This window comes from Geobacter psychrophilus (genome assembly GCF_056821595.1).
In genome coordinates this window covers 3,124,001-3,140,340 of sequence record NZ_JBXDTU010000004.1, presented here as the reverse complement: position 1 = coordinate 3,140,340, position 16,340 = coordinate 3,124,001, and the positions used below count along the sequence as shown (strand labels likewise).

Below are 16,340 nucleotides of genomic sequence, written 5' to 3'. Positions count from 1 at the left end.
AGTATATCACAGCTTGGGGAAAGTCCAAGTCAGGCACCGTTTTTAGGGCGTTGGAGGTTATTCCGGCTGCGATCCGTGTACCGGCAGCCTGACAATAAAGGTGGTACCTCTGTTGACTTCACTTTCCACCTGTATCTCTCCGCCATGCTTGCGGATGATATCGTAGCTGATGGAAAGCCCCAGCCCGGTGCCCTTGCCGACCTCCTTGGTGGTAAAAAACGGCTCGAAAATGCGCTGCCGGATCTCTTCCGGGATGCCGCAGCCGGAGTCTGACACCGACACAAACACATCATCACCCTCACCCCAGGTGCGGATTGTGATAGTACCCTGATTCTCTCCTATGGCATGGGCGGCATTCACCAGCAGATTGAGAAAGACCTGGTTAAGCTGCTGGGGGTAGCAGAGTATGTCCGGGATGTCACCGAACTCCCGGTTGAGGGTGGCAACATACTTGATTTCGTTCCAGGCGATGTTGATGGTGGTTTCCAGAGATTCATTCAGATCTACCAGGGCGCACTCCGCCTGATCGACCCGGGAGAAGCTCTTCAGGTCCTGTACGATGCGGCGCACCCGACCGGCGCCATCCTGACTCTCGTTGATCAACTGGCGGGCATCTTCCATTATAAAGTCAACTTTAAGCCGCTTCCTGAGATCTTTCAGTTTCTCGGCCTCCCCGCTCCCGGCGCACACTGCCAGCGACTGATCACCGGCAGCGATGAATTCGGCCAAACGATCGATGTATTTGTTCAGCGTACCCAGATTGCTGGAGATAAAGCCCATCGGGTTGTTGATCTCGTGTGCCACCCCGGCCGCCAGCTGTCCGATGGAGGCCATCTTCTCCTGCTGGAAGATCTGCAGTTGGGCCTCCTTCAGTTCTGCGTAGGCCTTTTCCAGTTCTTGCGTGGTGGCACGCAGGTCGGTTGTATCGTTGATCGAGACCACATGGCCGGTCACCACCCCTTGGTCTTCAATGGGATAGATGGTGATATCGTAGGAACGTTGCGACGGCTTGTGAAAAATTTCACCGCTGCTGCCGTTGAAGGTGACAAATTGAAACCCGGCCTTGCTAATCAGCTCCTGCCAGTCTGCACCGACCAGCTCGTTGATCGGCTTGCCGGTAATATCGGACAGCAGCTTGTTGTAGCGCCGGATGCGGTGTCCGGCATCGGTCAGGATGACGAAATCACGCAGATGGTCAAGGGTCTGCTCCCATTCCCGCTTGGCATGTGCCACCTGATCGAAGAGCTGCTCCAGTTCGACATGCTTGGCCTCAAGCTCCAGGCGGCTCTCAGCTAGCTCGGCCTCAACCGCCTTACGCCCGGTAATGTCCTCCTTGATCGCCAGATAGCCGGTAATGCGGCCGCCCTTGTCGAACAGCGGCGAGATAGAGGCATATTCCCAGAAGAGTGTGCCGTCCTTGCGTTTGTTGTGAAATTCACCGCGCCATTCTTTTCCGGAGGAGATGGTCTGCCACATTTCGGCATACCCATCGGATGGCATCTCACCCGACTTGAGTACGCGCGGGTTCCGGCCGATAGCTTCCTCGGCGGTGTATCCGGTGGTCTGGCAGAATTTCGGGTTCACATATTCGATGTCGCCAACAAGATTCGTAATGACAATGGTAGCCGGGCTCTGTTCAAGCGCCCGCGACATTTTACGGATCTGCTCATCCATCTGGCGCTGTTCGGTGATATCTACATAGGCGCCGACGATGCCGGCCAGTTCACCGCTGCCCGTAAAAAACGGCGCTTTGCTCATCAGCACCGTGCGCTCCTGGCCGTCATAGCGCATCAGCTCACCTTCATAGCTGAATGCACTCCTTTCCTTGATGACCTCCTGATCATGCTGCTCTGTTTTTTCTGCATACAGATCGGGCATGATGTCAGCAATGGTTTTGCCGACCACATCCGCGAGCGTACGACCGACAAAGGCCTGGAACGACTTGTTGCAGCCGATATAGGCACCAGTTGTATCCTTGTAGAATACCGGTGTAGGTATCGCATCCAGAATTTCCTGCAGAAAGAGATTGTGGCTGGCCATCGCCTCCTGGGCCAGTTTGCGCTCGGTGATGTCCTCCAGGGTTTCAACCGCAGCCACGATCTCATTGCGACTGTTCAAGATGGGAGCAGCCTCGAAGAACAGATAACGCCTCTGTCCCCCGATATCGTCAAACCATCCCTCAGCCTGGTAGGCGCCGTCCGCAAACATGGATTTTTCAGAATTGGAATAAAATTCCGCCATAACCTTGATGTTACGGTCGATAACAAGATCTGCCAGGCAGGAACGATTTGAAGCATAAAACGCCGACCACTGCTGTTTGGTATGTATCATCTGGGACGAGCTCTTGCCGGTTAGTTTGGCCAGAGCGTTATTCCAGAACAGGATGGTGTGGTCACGGTTGATGACAAACAGCGGGGCAGCGGTATGTTGTATGATCCCGCTAAAAAAATCCTTTTCATCCGCCAGGGCCTGCCTGGCGGTCCGAACCTCGGTCATCATGGTATTGAAGGTGGTTGCCAGACGCTCGATCTCATCGCCGGTCCTCACCGCCAGAGGAGTCCACTCGTCACCGGCGGTCGCAGCTCCATCAATATGCTGTATCAGGTGCAGAATCGGTTTGGTAAGACGGCGGGTTACCAGCCAGACGATGCCCAGAGAGACCAGGATACCGACAGCAGAAATGATGGCAGCATTGACGGCCAGCTGATTCAGAGGCTTGAATGCTTCATCGTGGGGAATATTGGCGGCCAGAATCCAGCCAGTCTGGCCGACCTGCTTGAAGGCGCTCAACATATGCTGCCCCTTGGAGTTGACATTATCCAGGGAGCCCTCGAAGCCCTGGAGCGCCTTATCAATCCCCAGGTTTTTTCCTGGCGGGATCGTCTCCATGATCCTGGCGCTGTCCGGGTGCATCATAATGGTGCGGCCGTGAAGGAGGTACAGATATCCGCCGGAGCCGAAGCGCTTGGCTGACAGACTGGTCAGGAACTGGTCTGTTCCGAGAGTATGGTAGCCTGCCAGCAGACAGATGATACGGTCACTGTTATCCCTGACCGGCACGACCATGGCGACCAGGGGTGTGTGGGGCGGTATGCTCAGGCGGAATGGGGCCGATATGAAGGGTTTGCCGGTTCGCAGCGGCTCACTCACGTAATCACGGAAACGCAGATCCACACCGACCAGCTCCGGAAAACCCATGCTTTCGGTAATGACCCGCCCGTCTCGCCCGATAACCAGGAGGCCGGCGTCAAAAATCATCTGGATCGGGCTGGACTGGGTAAGGATATGCTGAAGTTTATTTGCGTCTGTCAGGGACTGGCTGTTAATGTCTGTGGCCGCAAGCATCAGTTGATGACGGGCCAGCTCGATTCTGCCGTTGAGCTGGTCGGCAATTTCGGTCACCAATGTGGACTGCTGGGCCATGATGTTCCTGCTCATCATGCTGTGTACGTAAAAGTAGATATTCCAAGACAGGGCCATCATCAGCAGCGAGACGGTCACCAGTACGGTAAGGGTTACCTTGGTCTTGATGCTTGCTTTCCGGTATCGTGACGGTGGCTGGGTCATCTATCCCTCCAGAGACTAACTGACCCAATACGTACCACAGCATTCCGGAAATTCCAAATAAATGCAGTTGTACAGCGCAACTTCACATTCTGATGCAAGAAAGCCAGGGAGTTGGACGGATTTGCAGAAAATATCTGTACGAGATGATGTCGTGGAAGGAAATAAATCGTGAAGGGTATCCCGGCAGCCGCGCCCCTGCCCCACGGTCAAACTCGGGCGCGCAGCCTGATACCCTCGGTGGTCATGTCGATCAGCCCCTCCTTGTACAAACCGCCAATCGCTTTTTTGAAACTCTTCTTGCTCAGACGCAGCACAGTGGCGATCGCTTCCGGCGAGCTTTTGTCGTTCAGGGGAAGTATACCGTTATGGGCTTTGAGGGCATCCAGGATCACCTCACGGTCATTGGCAGCCTCACGGAGACCGCCCATTCGCAACGTAACGTCGATCTTGCCATCCTCGCGGATCTTTTTCACATAGCCCTGCAGCCGCTCGCCACAGGCCGGCTCGATCAAAAATTCAGTGCGGAACAGCAGACCGCCAAAGGCATTGTTGATCACAACCTTGGCACCCAGATCGCTGAGGGCATAGACCAGCAGCTCTACCATGTCACCTTCGGCCAGGGAAAAATCCACCGGCAGAAGGAATTTCTCCAGTTTGGTTGAAGCGGCAATCCGGCCGCTGCTGTGCAGATAGACGCGCACCAGCACATCTTCGCCCCTGCGCAGCGGAACCGTCTGTTCACCAAATGGCAGCAGCAGGTCCTTTTCCAGACCCCAATCCAGGAAGGTGCCGACGGTCACGTTGTCCTTGACCTTCAACATGGCAAAATCACCCACCACCGCCCGGGGCTTCCTGGTCGTGGCCGTCAGACGATCCTCCGAATCAACATAGATGAACACATTCAGCAGGCTGCCCGGCTCGGCCCCCTTGGGTACCAGCTTCCCGGGGAGCAGGATTTCGCCTTCGTCTGACGATAGCAATGCGCCCGAAGCGTTGATTCTGGCGATTTTCAACTGATTGTAGTTACCAATAAGGAGCATGGGGTATCTCGTTCTTTCCAGGTTTGATGAAATAATAGCTAGCTGGCTGTTGAGCCGTTGCGCCTTGCAAGCAGCACGATCACAGCCGGCAATGTGAGGAGCGCAAACAGGACCGTGAATCCGACCCCGAAATTGGTGGCCCAGCCGATGGATGCCAGGGCGGGATAGTCAGCAAGTGCCAGGGAGCCAAAACCGGCAATAGTGGTAAGCGCCGACAACAGTACCGCTCGGCCGGCCTGAATGAAACGCCCCTCCCGTTCCTGCTGATCATCCGCAATGAGTCGGTGCCGAATGTGCAGGCCGTAGTCACTCCCCATGCCGATGATCGTCACCAGCACCATGGCGTTCATGAAATTGAGTCCCATCCCGCACAGCGCCATGACACCCAGCATGGCCAGCGAACCGGCAACCACCGGGAACATGGAGTAGAAAATACCACTGGGTGATTTGAAATGGGCCAGCAGCAGGAACAACACGAGCAGACCGCCTACCAGGAAGCCCCACTGGAAGCTTTTCCTGACCGAAGCAGCCAGCTGTGAACTGACCAGATCCACACTGGTAACCCGAGCCAGCGGATCGATGCCGGTCAGCTCCCGCAGAAACAGGGCCTGATCGAAGCCGGTATTCTGGTAGTACAGGTACACCAGCGCATGGTACCCACTCGCATCCCTGACCAGATGGCGGTCCGCCACACCTCGCAGCGGTGAGGCCTTGAGCCGGACAATGGCCTCCTCTTCCGGTACCGGAGTCTGAGCCGTGCCGGCAGAGATTGCGGAGATAAACGGCTGAAACGGCCCCGTTTCAAAGCCCTGCCTGATCAGCGCGGCATTCAATTCGCCAACCGGCAGTCCGCTGCCTGACGTATTGGAGACCGCGCGGATAATTTCAAGCTGGCTGTCCCGGTTATTGATGATCTGTCCCAGAGATGACCAACTGCTGATAGCGCCTCTGCTCAGCCAATTTCGGGCCAGCCCTTCGACTTTTGCTGCACGCCGCAGGACCCCGGTCAATTCCGGCCCCTCCACCGCCACCAGCATCTGTTTAGGCGCCAGGCTCAGGTGGAGTTCGATCTTGCCCTGGGCCAGAAAGGCCTCTGAATTTTGCGGCTGAAGATTTTTCAGATCACCGTCAAAGAAGGTTCGCGTAGAGGCCGCAGCCATAAGACAGATTGCTAGGATGGAGAGACCGACCACCGCACGGGGAAACCTGCCGGTCAGTCGCCAGACCGCACCCATGCCCAGGCCCGGGATTGGCCGGTATTCTGCGGGAAAGCGACGTTCCATATAGACCAGCAGAGGAGGCAGAAAGAAAAAGGTGGCATACAGTGAGAAGACCACCCCCAGCCCGACCAGCAGTCCCAGCTCGTACAAGGCGCGCACATCGGACACCATCAGTGCGAAGAAGGGCATGGCCGTGGTGGTGGCAGCGGTAAAGAGGCTGTGACCGGTATCGACCACAGCCAGACGCAACGCATCATCCGTTCCGTTGCCGGCCGCTCGCTCGCTGTGAAAGCGGTCGTAGAGGTGGATCGAGTAATCGGTTCCCAGGCCGATGATCAGGGCCATGAAGGCAAAGGAGATGATGTGAATCGAAGGGAGCATCAGTCCGGCGGTCCCCAGCGCCAAAACCACCCCGACGGCGATGATCAGCGGCAGGAGCAGCGTGGGGAGCATTCGGCGGTAGACCCCATAGAAGATCGCCAGCACCACCGCCAGCGAAGAGAGGATGCAGGCCAGGATATTGGACTTCATGGCCGCCTCGTCCAACACAGCGCTGATATGGGCACCGGCGCAGGAGATTGCCACCTTCGACCCGGCACGGGCCTGGTTGATGGTGGTCACCAGTGCCCGGGCGAAGACCATGTCCTGTATTGGTCGAGCCGGTTCGGCGATCATGATCAGCACCTTGCCGTCCCGCGACAGAAAGTAGGGCGATGTCGGGTCCAGGTCGAGCGCCTGGCTGCCAGCCTTGAGCCGCGGCAGGATCAGGTCACGCAGGTAGAGCGGATCGGCACTGGCCAGTCCGCTCATGGCGCCGCCAAACTGACCGGCCAGATCCCCCTGGAGTCGGCGCAGGGAATCGTCCATCACTGCCGGTGCAAAGCGCTGCAGCAGTCCGGGGACATCCGACGGGCCGATAAACAGTTGGGGACGGGTTACGGCATAGGCGATAAAGGCGTTGAAGGCAGCGGCCTCGTTATCATCGAAGACCCGCCAGGTGATGCGCCGGAAGGCCGGTTGTCCATTCACCTGTGCCGTACGCAGCCGCTCGGCAAAACGCTCCGCTTCGCCGGGCAGCACCTGTTTCTCCCCTTCCAGCAGGAAATAGGCCTCATTGGCGCTGCCGCTCCACTGCAGTGAGTCGAGCAGGAGTTTCAAGGCCGGCTGGCGCGCCGGGAAGAGCTGAAAGATATCGGCATCGAAACGGGTGGTGCAGATCACGGCGACCGAGAGCAGCAGCGCCAGGAGAAAGGCACCCAGTACGGCGCGGGGTCTGGTGGTGGTGACCAGGAAGACCCACTCCAGGTGGCGGCGGGTGAGGGAATTGAACTGGGATGTCAGTTTGGAGAACAGGGTCCGGGGCATGGGGCTCTACAGCCCCTGGATGGCGGAAAGCGGCAGGACCGTCAGGCCGTCAAGACGGGGTGCGAACACGGCGTCTTCAAGCGGTGTGTTGACCTCCGGCTCATCCAGCACCATGCGGATACGGTCGTCGCGGCCATTGCGGATATCGAGTTCCGTCGCAAGCGGGACACCATTGACCAGGGCATACCTGCCGTAATAGACATGATCGCCGGCCGGGGATTCCTTGGCCGTGATCAGTCCATGCTCGTAGGTTACCTTTTCGGTAAAACCCAGTTTACTGGTGCGTTCCACTATCCCGCTCAAATGATCAGCATCCCTGGGGTCGGCATCCATCACCCAGCGCATCATGCTCCACCCCTGAAGACCGCCCTTGACAGGCAGTTCGTCGAAACTGCCCACATAGGCCACAGACTTTGACGGGTAGACCAGCGTAATGCGGTCTCCCAGGGCATAGGCCTCCATCATGGTCGTTCCGAAAGGTGACAGCACCACCAGATGGAGTTGATCGGGGCGACGAAAGACCATATAGCCGCTCCCCGCCATACTGCTGTCCGTGGAATGGATCGAGAGGGAAACAGCCGAGGAAAGCGTTTCCACGACAGCGCCCGGACGGTAGTCCAGGGGTGGTGTTGCTATTGTAGCGCAGGCGGAGAGCAGCAGAAGCGGCAGCAGGAGTTTTAAGAATCGATACAACGGCATAGAGTGATCTTTCGTAACAGCTAATCTAGTCAAGTCGGAAATCCCGCTCGCTCAGGCCGACATTGCGCCGTACCTTTTTCAGGGTCATGGTGGACTTGTCGCCGTTCTGCTCGCTGATGACAAGCCGTCTGATGGTGCCGTCCGCCAGGAAAACGATGGAAATATCCTTGACCTGCCCCTTGCCCTGCGAGGCGATCGTCAGGGTATAAACGGAATTGGTCAAATCGGCCTGCACATCCACGCCGTCCGGCTTGGACGTGACCGGTGAAGCCAGCTTGGAAAACCACTGTTTCAACCCCTGCTCCGGTGGAAGCACGATTCTGGTGGGTGTCCGGTCTTTGCCGGCGCTCTGTTCGATGACGCTGTCGTGCAGCAGCATGCGGCTGCTGAAGGGCGGGTTTATCTCCATAAAAAACAGATCGGGCTTTTTAAAGCGCAGCGAGCCGCTCATCACCATGGTCCGTTTCATCAGCGTGAGCCGTTTTTCCTGGGTAATGTCGGCCGTAAAGTCGGAAATGCCGGCAAAGCAGCGGCGCAGGGCCTCCAGCCCGTCAACCGGGGAGATGCTGCGGGCCTGGCAGGGAGAGCTGTTCAGCAGCAGCGCCAGCAGCAACAAAATGAATATGTGAACATTCGCCTTGGACATCATAGCTTACCCACCCCCAGGGTCAGCTGCACGGTCAGGAGCCGGTCGGTTCCGCTGACAACACTCCCTTCAACCATGAACAGCCGGCCGAACGATTTGATAACCCGGGCCGAGATTGTCAGGAGATCCCCGACAGCCGGGGAACCGGAAAATTCGGCATGATCGATGGAAGCCAGAAAACCGCCCTCCCCCTCTGTCTGGGCAACAACTATGCCGGACAACTGGGCCACACATTCGATCATCAGGATCTGGGGAAAGCCGGTGGTCGCGGTGACGCCGCTCCGCGCAACTCCGCGTACGCCCGCTTCCAGCTCGATAATCCGGTCAAGCAGCAGAAAAGGGTAGCGGTGCGGCAGATATGAGGCCGGATCGGGATTAAACAGAAGGGCCACCACTGAACCGGATAGAGAAGTAGGGACCATCGGGCGAGGCAACCAGGTGCAGACCGGACCGGCCGGGCTGGAGGAAGGACAGCAAAGCAGCCATGGCGGTGCCTCCCATGGCCAGCGAACGACCGGTAACACTCCCGGTATCGATCATGGTACAGCCGGTAAACCGCTCCAGAAGCACCGGCATGTCAGTGGCCGTTCCGGAGAGCGAGACGTGGGAACAGCTGCCTGCGGAGGCGGTCAACAGGTCGAGCCCTTCCCGTTCAAATCCGGGGGCCAGCATTCCGATGGTTGCAATGGCTTCAACACGGGCTTTGACCGCTGCCTTGCGCCGGGCGGCATGGGCCGCACTCTCCAGCACGATAACACCGCATCCTTCGCCGAACGGTACGGAGGTGCGGGTCATCTGGCCCAGGGCATTGATGCCCTTGATGATCAGCGGTATCATTTCATCAGATCCGCCGGTCAGCATGACATCGGCCCGCCCTTCCTCAATAAAGCGGCAGGCCAGCATGAAGGCCGATTCCGCCGAGCAGAAGCGCTGCACCAGTGTGACATTGGGCCCTTTGATGCCATGTTCGATGGAGGCGTTACTGGCCGGGGAATTGGGGACGGTGTTGGGAAATATCATCGGGATCAATCCCTCGACACCGCCCGAAAAATATCCATCCAGAAATTCGGCGGAGGTGGAGACGCCGCAAAAGCCGCTGCCGAGAGCTATGCCGACCCGTTCCGGCTGCAGCAATTTCAGATCAAGGCCGGCATCCTTCATCGCCAGACCGGCCATGGCTACTGCAAACTGGCTGCAGCGGTCCATCTTGCGGGCCTTCATCGGCGGCATGAAATCGGAGGCCTTGAAACCATCCACCTTCCCCCAGCGATAGCCGTCCCTTCCGAGCACTTCAGTCGGCATGGCCGTAAGGGCGTCGCCGCCGGTGCGCATAAGTTCCTGAATGGCGCCAACACCTATTCCGGCAGCGGATATGGCGGCGTAACCGGTAACAACGATTTCCGAGATGGGAGTATTCATAGTGACAGCACCAGAGAAGTGACATTGCCGCCAAAGGCAAAGGAATTGGACATGGCAATCGTGCAATCGGTGGGACGGCTGCCGGCATGGCAGTACTCCAGATCACACTCCGGGTCCCGGCCACGATAGTTGAGCGTCTGGGGAAGCATCTTCCGATTAAGTGCAATCACCGTTGCAACGGCTTCGATCGCCCCGGCCGCCCCCAGGCAGTGCCCGGTCATCCCTTTGGTGGATATGAGCGGAACCCGGGGAGCCCGCTCGCCAAAGACCAGTTTCATGGCATTCGATTCGACCACATCGTTGAGCGGGGTTCCAGTACCATGTGCATTGACCCAGCCCACCTGCGACACATCCACAGCAGAGCGTTCCAGGGCCTCGCGCATGACCCGCGCCGCCGCCGCTCCGCCCGGCTCGGGTGCCGTCATGTGGTAGGCTTCACCCGCCAGGGAATAGCCCAGCACAGCGCCGTAAATCCTGGCGCCCCGCGCCCGGGCATCCTCCTCGCGCTCCAGTACCACGAAAGCCGCCCCCTCACCCAGGGAGATGCCCTGACGGCCAAGACTGAACGGGGCACACGGCTGGGGATCGACCACCCGCAGTGAATTGAAGCCGGCAAAGGTCAGCATGGACAACGTATCGGCGCCGCCTGCCACTACCAGTTTTTGGTGTCCGCAGGCCACCAGATCGGCAGCCCAGCCGATGGCGGTTGCGGAGGAGGAACAGGCGGTCGTGACCGTACCCTGATAGCCGCACAGATTGTAGGTCCGGGCAATATCCGTCGAGGTCTGATCCGGCAGGATGCCGCGCAAAAGTGATGGGTGCTCATCCAGACCATCCAGATGTGCCTTCAGCCAGATTTCTCCCTGGAACATGCCGGCAGCGCCCCCGCCCATGGAAACGCCCATCTCGTACGGGGAATAGCACTCTCCAGCGCCGCTGTCGCGCAGCGCCTCGCCGGCGGCAATCACACCGAACTGATCGGTGCGGGACAATTTGCGGGCTGTGCGGGCATCGAAATAATCAAGCGGATCATAGCCCTTGATCTGGGAACCTATTTTTGACGCAAAGGGCGAGACATCAAACAGGTCCAACGGCTGTATGCCGCTTCTGCCTGTGCAGAGCGCCTCGCTGAATTCTGCTATGTTCTTTCCGACCCCGCAGAACATCCCCAGGCCGGTGATAACAACGCGTTTTCTGCTCATACGATACCGCCATCAACGATTATGGATTGCCCCGTGATATACGAGGCCTGCTCCGACGCCAGAAACAGGACAACGGCCGCAATTTCCTCTGCTGTACCGATCCTGCCCAGTGCCGATCTGCTGACAACCTGCTCCACCACGTCCTGCTTCAGGGCCGCGGTCATGTCGGTCGCAATCATCCCGGCCACGACGGCGTTGACCCGGATACCCATCGGACCGGCTTCGCGGGCCAGCGACTTTGTAAAACTGATGACAGCCCCCTTGGAGGCGGCGTAGTTAGTCTGCCCCTGGGTTCCGATCAGAGCGGAGATGGAGGAGATGTTGATAATGCTGCCGGAGCGGCGCCCCATCATCTTGCGCAGCCCCCATTTGCAGCAGTGAAACAGCGGATTGATATTTGAGCGGATAACCGCCTCCCAGTCATCGTCCGACATCATGGCCAGATAGCAGTCCCTGACAATGCCGGCGTTGTTTACCAGTACATCAATACGCCCTGACTGTGCCGCGGCGGAGTTGATCAATCCAGTCGCGCCCGCGGAGGTAGACACATCGGCCTTGAACAGGGTAATGGTTCCCGGCAGTCCGTCAGCCTCGTTGGTCAAAGCCTGTGCTGCTCCGTCATTGGCCAGATAGGCGGCGAATACTGTGGCGCCGGCACGGGCAAATGCCAGGGAAATGGCCCTGCCGATACCCCTGGTCCCGCCGGTGACAACTACTGTTGAATCCCTGAACTCCATAATCACCCTAACCCTGATACACATGGATACGTACAGTTACAAAATAAAATCCGTCAAACACCCGGGAATATCTTCAGCGTACTGATACATAATTCAAAGATCACTATACTGGTCACACCGTAAAAAGTCCAGTGTGTGGCGAATTGAGCCGCAGCCGGCAGGTGCCGGATCGCTGCAGGGGTCAGCTGAGCGGCCGGTGGTGGCTTCGTCCGAGCCGTTTGATCATCTTCCAGAGCGGCCCCTTGACCTTGAACATGCGGATCGCGTCCAGCATGGCGGAACTGGCATTGATCTCCAGGCCGGGTGCAATCCAGTTCCTGCGCTTCATGGCCTCCGTGGTAATCAGGTCGGCAAAACCGTCCCGGATCTGCGGTGAAATGTAGAACACCGGCTCCAGAAGTGAAGCAGACTCCTGCATGATGCCGTCGTCAACAGCACAGCGATGCAGGTCGGTATGCGGATAAATGCGGATACCGGTCATGGCGATGACCGCTGTCGGCTCCAACTCGTCCATCAGGGCGAAGCTTTCCAGGATCGTTTCCCGCGTTTCCCCCGGCCCGCCGAACAGCATATAGTGGGCAAAATCCATTCCCAACTCTGTGCAAAGCCGGGAAGCCCTCCGCAGGTCCTCAACGGTGAATGATTTGCGCAGGTTTTTCAGCATCTGCGGTGATCCCGAATCCGTGCCGAACTCCACAGCATCACAGCCCGCCGCCAGCATGTCGTCCATCAACCCGGCTGTGATGAAATCAGGGTTGATAAAGGCCGACCAGTTGACCGGCAGCTTGGCCGCCTTCATGGCCTGACACAGTTGAGCTGCAAATTCGGGAGGATAGTTAAAGATGTCGTCAACAAAGTACAGGTAGGAAACGCCAAAATCAACCACCAGGGTACGGATCTCGGCGATGATCTCCACGATCGGACGCAGGCGCATGCAGCGCCCCTCCAGCAGCGGGTAGGTGCAGTAGACACAGCCGAAGGGACAGCCGCGTTTGGTCTGGACGTTGGCCATGCCCCCTTCGCTGTGATAACGGGTCACATTGAACAGGGCGCGCTCCGGCGTATAGATTCGGGAAATCAGGCGGGGCGGCAGAAAAGATGACGCTCCCGACACGACCACTCCCGGCAGGGCTGAGGCATCAGCACCCGATTCGATACAGGACAGCAGCTGGGGCAGGACCTCTTCCCCCTCCCCTGCCACACCGTAATCGGCGCCGACCGCGGCCAGGATCTCGACCGGCATCAGTGAGAATCCGGAGCCGCCGATAATCGTCACGACCCGGCCATGGCACAGGGCGACGATGTCCCCCAATCCTTCCAGGTAGCTGCGCGTGCCCGGCCAGGTAACGTTGTCCAGGTTGCGCAGGGAAATGATAACGGCATCGGGCAAAAATTCGGCCAGTGCAGAGGTAACGGCCAGTGCGGGATCGGATTCGAAACAGAGGTCGAGCACGCTCAGTTCATGACCGGCAGCTGCCAGCGGTCCGGCCAGACAGGCCAGCCCGATCGGGAAGACCGGATAGGGATCGCGCTCACGGTTGGCAGAGATCAGCAGCAGCTTCACGGCACCTCCAGCCAGGCCAGCATCCGACTGATGCGCTCTTCGAGCACACTCGGGAGCTGGAACTGGAGCACGCCATCCAGATCGGTCAAGGCATGGGTCGTGGTACCGCTGGCCACCTTGGCACCGTCAGGTCCGGCGATGATGGTGACAAATTCCAGGGTGGCGGTGGCGGTGCGCCGCAGGGAGGTTTTGATCGTAAGTTCTTCGTTAAAGCGGGCCGGGCGCAGATATTTCAGATCAAGGCTGATAACCGGCCCCAGATAACCGGCGGCCGCCAGCTGGAAGGCATCCAGCTCGAACTCGCCGGCCAATGCGTTGCGGCCGATCTCCAGCCAGGCCACGTAATGGCCGTGCCAGGCCACCCGGTAGGCATCGATTTCATTGAATCGGACGCGAATTTTCGTTTCGTGATATTTCATTGTTCACTATCGATCCAGCGGTTGAATTTGGCGAGCGCCGAGCCGACTCCCAGCTCCTGGAAACGCGTCACCCCCCGGGAATGGAGATAACGGTAGGTCGCCCCCCAATACACCGGGCGATGCAGTTCATCCACCAGAAAACCGGCAATTTGGGCGCCTGTCAGGGGTGTTTGTCCGATGTGCTCGATAATTGGTATGCGGGGTTCACCGTAGTTGTAGTCCGCCACAATCCGCTGCAGCTCTGGGGCTATCTCCGCAATCAGTGGTGTGTGGAGCGGGGCATCACAGGGAAAGGCACGCACGGAAAAAGCGCCGGCGGCCTCGGCCTCACGCAGCGCCACCTCCACCCGCATGTGCTCACCGGCCAGCAGAAAATGGCGCGAGGTGTTGTGGTTGGCAATATGAACACCGTTGCCCGCCGCAATTGTTTCCAGCGCTTCCAGCGGCAACCCGATGACGCTTCCCAGGGCATATGCCCTCTGCCGGCCCATCTGCGCCATGGCAACACCGATCCGGCCGGTCAGGGCCAGGGCGGTGGCACGATCAATCGATCCGGCTGCCGCCAGTGCGGGATAGATGCCCATGCTGTGTTCGGCAATCAGGTCCGGCACGACTCCCTGCTCCGTCAGCTGGTTGCTGCGATACAGGCTGACGCAGGTGCCGAAGAGCTGCAGCCGGACACTCTCACTGAGTCCCGAAACGGCTGTGCCATCATCCAGTGGAGTAAAACCGGATGTATCCCGGCAGAGCCGGGCGATGTCCTGAAAGTCCGCATCGTCGCGCGGCATATCTGCAAAGGCTATCGGCTGGCCCGGAAACATCCAGCAGATCATGCCCCGCTCCTCTTGCGCCGGATGGCAGCCCGGAAACCGAGGTTCATCGGTCCGAAGACCTGTACCGAACGGTGCAGCTTAAAGAGCCGGCGATACATGGAAGGGAAGGAGTAAAACGAGCTGTTGAGCCAGTCGTAGCCTTCCTGCAGCTGCTGTATCGTCATGCCCCTGGGCTGGAAGTTGATGTGTTCCATGTCATAGTCGCTCCAGCTGCTGGAGATGATGCGACCTTCCGCTTCCAGCCGGCGCCGGACAGCGGTGCCGGGATAGGGGGTTAAGAGCGGGAAAATGGCCGCTTCGAGACGCGCATCCTCGCAGAAACGGAGCAGTTTCGGGAAGATCTCGGGGGTATCGCCGTCATTGCCGAGCACAAAGGAGCCGAGGATGCCGATCCCGTTGTCACGGAAGGCCTGGGCGTCCGACATGAAGGACTGGGCCCGGTTGGTGACCTTGCCCATAGCGGCCAGCGTATCCTGGCTGAGCGATTCAAAGCCGACGAACATTCCCAGGCAGCCGGACTCCCCGGCGGCCCGCATCAGTTCGCGGTCAGCGGCGAAATCGATCGGCGCATGGGAGAGCCACTTGAAGCCCATGCCCTTCATCCCCTGGAAAAGCGGCAGGGAATACTTGCGGTCAGCCACGATATTGTCATCCACAAAAAAGACGAAGGCATTGGATTTCTTCAGGCCCTGCAGCTCGGCCAGCACCTGCTCCACCGGGCGTTTGCGGTAGTTGCGCCCGTAAAAGGCGGTTACCGAGCAGAATTCACAGTCAAAGGGGCAGCCACGGGTGGTCTGGATGGTATTGGTCAGCAGATAGTCCTTGCCTTTGAAAATATCGCGGCGGGCAACCGGAATATCGGCCATGCTGATCATCGTATCCGGCTTGTAGGTCCGCTGGAGTGTGCCGGCGCAAAAATCCGCCAGCAGCCGGGGCCAGACGACCTCCCCCTCTCCCACGACCACCGCATCAACGTTTGTCAGCGCCTCATCCGGCAGGTTGCTGGCGTGAAAACCGCCCATGACCACGGTCTTGCCGAGGCTTTTAAAAGCGGCGGCGATTTCATAGGCGCGCGGTGCCTGGGGGGTCATGGCGGTCAGCGCGATCAGGTCTGCATCCGTGTCGAAGTTTATCTGCTCAATACTGTCATCACACAATGCCACATCCCATTCCGGTGGGGTAACAGCGGCAATCGCAGCCAGAGAAAGCGAGGGAAACTTGAAGGCCAGTTCGCCCCACAACCTCCCCTTGGGCCAGCCGGGGGAGATCAATAGTACTTTCATTTGCGGTGTTCACCGATATAGGCAGCCATGCTGCGCACCGAGGCAAAGACCGTGCTGCCGGTAGCAGCATCAGGGACTACTACGCCGAATTCCTTCTCCATGGCCACCACCAGCTGCAGGGCATCGATGGAGTCCAACCCCAGCCCTTCGCCGAACAAGGGGGCATCGTTCTCGATCTCGTCGGGCGTCATGCCCTCGATACGCAGGCTATCGATGATCAACTGCTTAACCTTCGGAATCAACTCTTCGGACATCTTCTACACCTCATTGTAAAGTAACTACGTATCTGTATTCTTGTTTCCATGCGCCGGAATATTGTCAATGTTTGAGCCGACCTTCATTAATA

Annotated in this window: 14 protein-coding genes; all 14 read right to left on the bottom strand. The window is 58.5% G+C overall.

Going from position 1 to position 16,340, the window contains the following annotated elements; all coding sequences use genetic code 11:
* Positions 1-57: 57 nt before the first annotated feature.
* The gene (locus ACOCF6_RS17070) at positions 58-3,567 is read right to left on the bottom strand and encodes a PAS domain S-box protein (protein WP_482461532.1); all 3,510 of its coding nucleotides are present in this window, start codon (positions 3,565-3,567) and stop codon (positions 58-60) included.
* A 206-nt stretch (positions 3,568-3,773) separates the two neighbouring features.
* Entirely contained in the window at positions 3,774-4,607 is an 834-nt protein-coding gene (locus ACOCF6_RS17065; RefSeq protein ID WP_482461531.1) for a CvfB family protein, read from the bottom strand.
* A 38-nt stretch (positions 4,608-4,645) separates the two neighbouring features.
* A complete protein-coding gene (locus tag ACOCF6_RS17060; RefSeq protein WP_482461530.1) occupies positions 4,646-7,192 on the bottom strand; it encodes an MMPL family transporter in 2,547 nt (848 codons plus the stop codon).
* A gap of 6 nt (positions 7,193-7,198) precedes the next feature.
* A complete protein-coding gene (locus tag ACOCF6_RS17055) occupies positions 7,199-7,891 on the bottom strand; it encodes a lipoprotein insertase outer membrane protein LolB (RefSeq protein ID WP_482461529.1) in 693 nt (230 codons plus the stop codon).
* Positions 7,892-7,916: 25 nt separating this feature from the next.
* Positions 7,917-8,540: a LolA family protein gene (locus tag ACOCF6_RS17050; protein ID WP_482461528.1), complete on the bottom strand. Its 624-nt coding sequence runs from the start codon at positions 8,538-8,540 to the stop codon at positions 7,917-7,919.
* The gene (locus ACOCF6_RS17045) at positions 8,537-8,929 is read right to left on the bottom strand and encodes a hotdog domain-containing protein (RefSeq protein WP_482461527.1); all 393 of its coding nucleotides are present in this window, start codon (positions 8,927-8,929) and stop codon (positions 8,537-8,539) included. Before ACOCF6_RS17045 ends, ACOCF6_RS17050 begins: the two co-directional genes overlap by 4 nt.
* On the bottom strand, positions 8,913-9,956 hold the full coding sequence (locus ACOCF6_RS17040) for a beta-ketoacyl synthase N-terminal-like domain-containing protein (protein ID WP_482461526.1): 1,044 nt from the start codon (positions 9,954-9,956) through the stop codon (positions 8,913-8,915). Before ACOCF6_RS17040 ends, ACOCF6_RS17045 begins: the two co-directional genes overlap by 17 nt.
* Positions 9,953-11,158 (bottom strand): beta-ketoacyl-[acyl-carrier-protein] synthase family protein, encoded by a 1,206-nt coding sequence (locus ACOCF6_RS17035; RefSeq protein WP_482461525.1) that lies wholly within the window; start codon positions 11,156-11,158, stop codon positions 9,953-9,955. Before ACOCF6_RS17035 ends, ACOCF6_RS17040 begins: the two co-directional genes overlap by 4 nt.
* Positions 11,155-11,895 carry a 3-oxoacyl-ACP reductase FabG gene (fabG, locus tag ACOCF6_RS17030; RefSeq protein ID WP_482461524.1) on the bottom strand — a complete coding sequence of 247 codons (741 nt, stop codon included), beginning with the start codon at positions 11,893-11,895 and terminating at the stop codon, positions 11,155-11,157. The genes ACOCF6_RS17035 and fabG overlap by 4 nt, the downstream gene beginning before the upstream one ends.
* Before the next feature lie 181 nt (positions 11,896-12,076).
* A complete protein-coding gene (locus tag ACOCF6_RS17025; protein ID WP_482461523.1) occupies positions 12,077-13,459 on the bottom strand; it encodes a lipid biosynthesis B12-binding/radical SAM protein in 1,383 nt (460 codons plus the stop codon).
* Positions 13,456-13,878: an acyl-CoA thioesterase gene (locus tag ACOCF6_RS17020; RefSeq protein WP_482461522.1), complete on the bottom strand. Its 423-nt coding sequence runs from the start codon at positions 13,876-13,878 to the stop codon at positions 13,456-13,458. The genes ACOCF6_RS17025 and ACOCF6_RS17020 overlap by 4 nt, the downstream gene beginning before the upstream one ends.
* Positions 13,875-14,711: an ACP S-malonyltransferase gene (locus tag ACOCF6_RS17015; RefSeq protein WP_482461521.1), complete on the bottom strand. Its 837-nt coding sequence runs from the start codon at positions 14,709-14,711 to the stop codon at positions 13,875-13,877. The genes ACOCF6_RS17020 and ACOCF6_RS17015 overlap by 4 nt, the downstream gene beginning before the upstream one ends.
* Positions 14,708-15,994: a B12-binding domain-containing radical SAM protein gene (locus ACOCF6_RS17010; protein WP_482461520.1), complete on the bottom strand. Its 1,287-nt coding sequence runs from the start codon at positions 15,992-15,994 to the stop codon at positions 14,708-14,710. Before ACOCF6_RS17010 ends, ACOCF6_RS17015 begins: the two co-directional genes overlap by 4 nt.
* Positions 15,991-16,248, bottom strand: a complete 258-nt coding sequence (locus ACOCF6_RS17005; RefSeq protein ID WP_482461519.1) for a phosphopantetheine-binding protein — start codon at positions 16,246-16,248, stop codon at positions 15,991-15,993. Before ACOCF6_RS17005 ends, ACOCF6_RS17010 begins: the two co-directional genes overlap by 4 nt.
* Positions 16,249-16,340 lie beyond the last annotated feature (92 nt).

Coding starts and splice junctions, on each gene's coding strand:
- ACOCF6_RS17070 (WP_482461532.1), bottom strand. CDS start 3,567: ATGACCCAGCCACCGTCACGATACCGGAAAGCAAGCATCAAGACCAAG.
- ACOCF6_RS17035 (WP_482461525.1), bottom strand. CDS start 11,158: ATGAGCAGAAAACGCGTTGTTATCACCGGCCTGGGGATGTTCTGCGGG.
- ACOCF6_RS17050 (WP_482461528.1), bottom strand. CDS start 8,540: ATGATGTCCAAGGCGAATGTTCACATATTCATTTTGTTGCTGCTGGCG.
- ACOCF6_RS17010 (WP_482461520.1), bottom strand. CDS start 15,994: ATGAAAGTACTATTGATCTCCCCCGGCTGGCCCAAGGGGAGGTTGTGG.
- fabG (WP_482461524.1), bottom strand. CDS start 11,895: ATGGAGTTCAGGGATTCAACAGTAGTTGTCACCGGCGGGACCAGGGGT.
- ACOCF6_RS17005 (WP_482461519.1), bottom strand. CDS start 16,248: ATGTCCGAAGAGTTGATTCCGAAGGTTAAGCAGTTGATCATCGATAGC.
- ACOCF6_RS17060 (WP_482461530.1), bottom strand. CDS start 7,192: ATGCCCCGGACCCTGTTCTCCAAACTGACATCCCAGTTCAATTCCCTC.
- ACOCF6_RS17055 (WP_482461529.1), bottom strand. CDS start 7,891: ATGCCGTTGTATCGATTCTTAAAACTCCTGCTGCCGCTTCTGCTGCTC.
- ACOCF6_RS17065 (WP_482461531.1), bottom strand. CDS start 4,607: ATGCTCCTTATTGGTAACTACAATCAGTTGAAAATCGCCAGAATCAAC.
- ACOCF6_RS17015 (WP_482461521.1), bottom strand. CDS start 14,711: ATGATCTGCTGGATGTTTCCGGGCCAGCCGATAGCCTTTGCAGATATG.
- ACOCF6_RS17020 (WP_482461522.1), bottom strand. CDS start 13,878: ATGAAATATCACGAAACGAAAATTCGCGTCCGATTCAATGAAATCGAT.
- ACOCF6_RS17040 (WP_482461526.1), bottom strand. CDS start 9,956: ATGAATACTCCCATCTCGGAAATCGTTGTTACCGGTTACGCCGCCATA.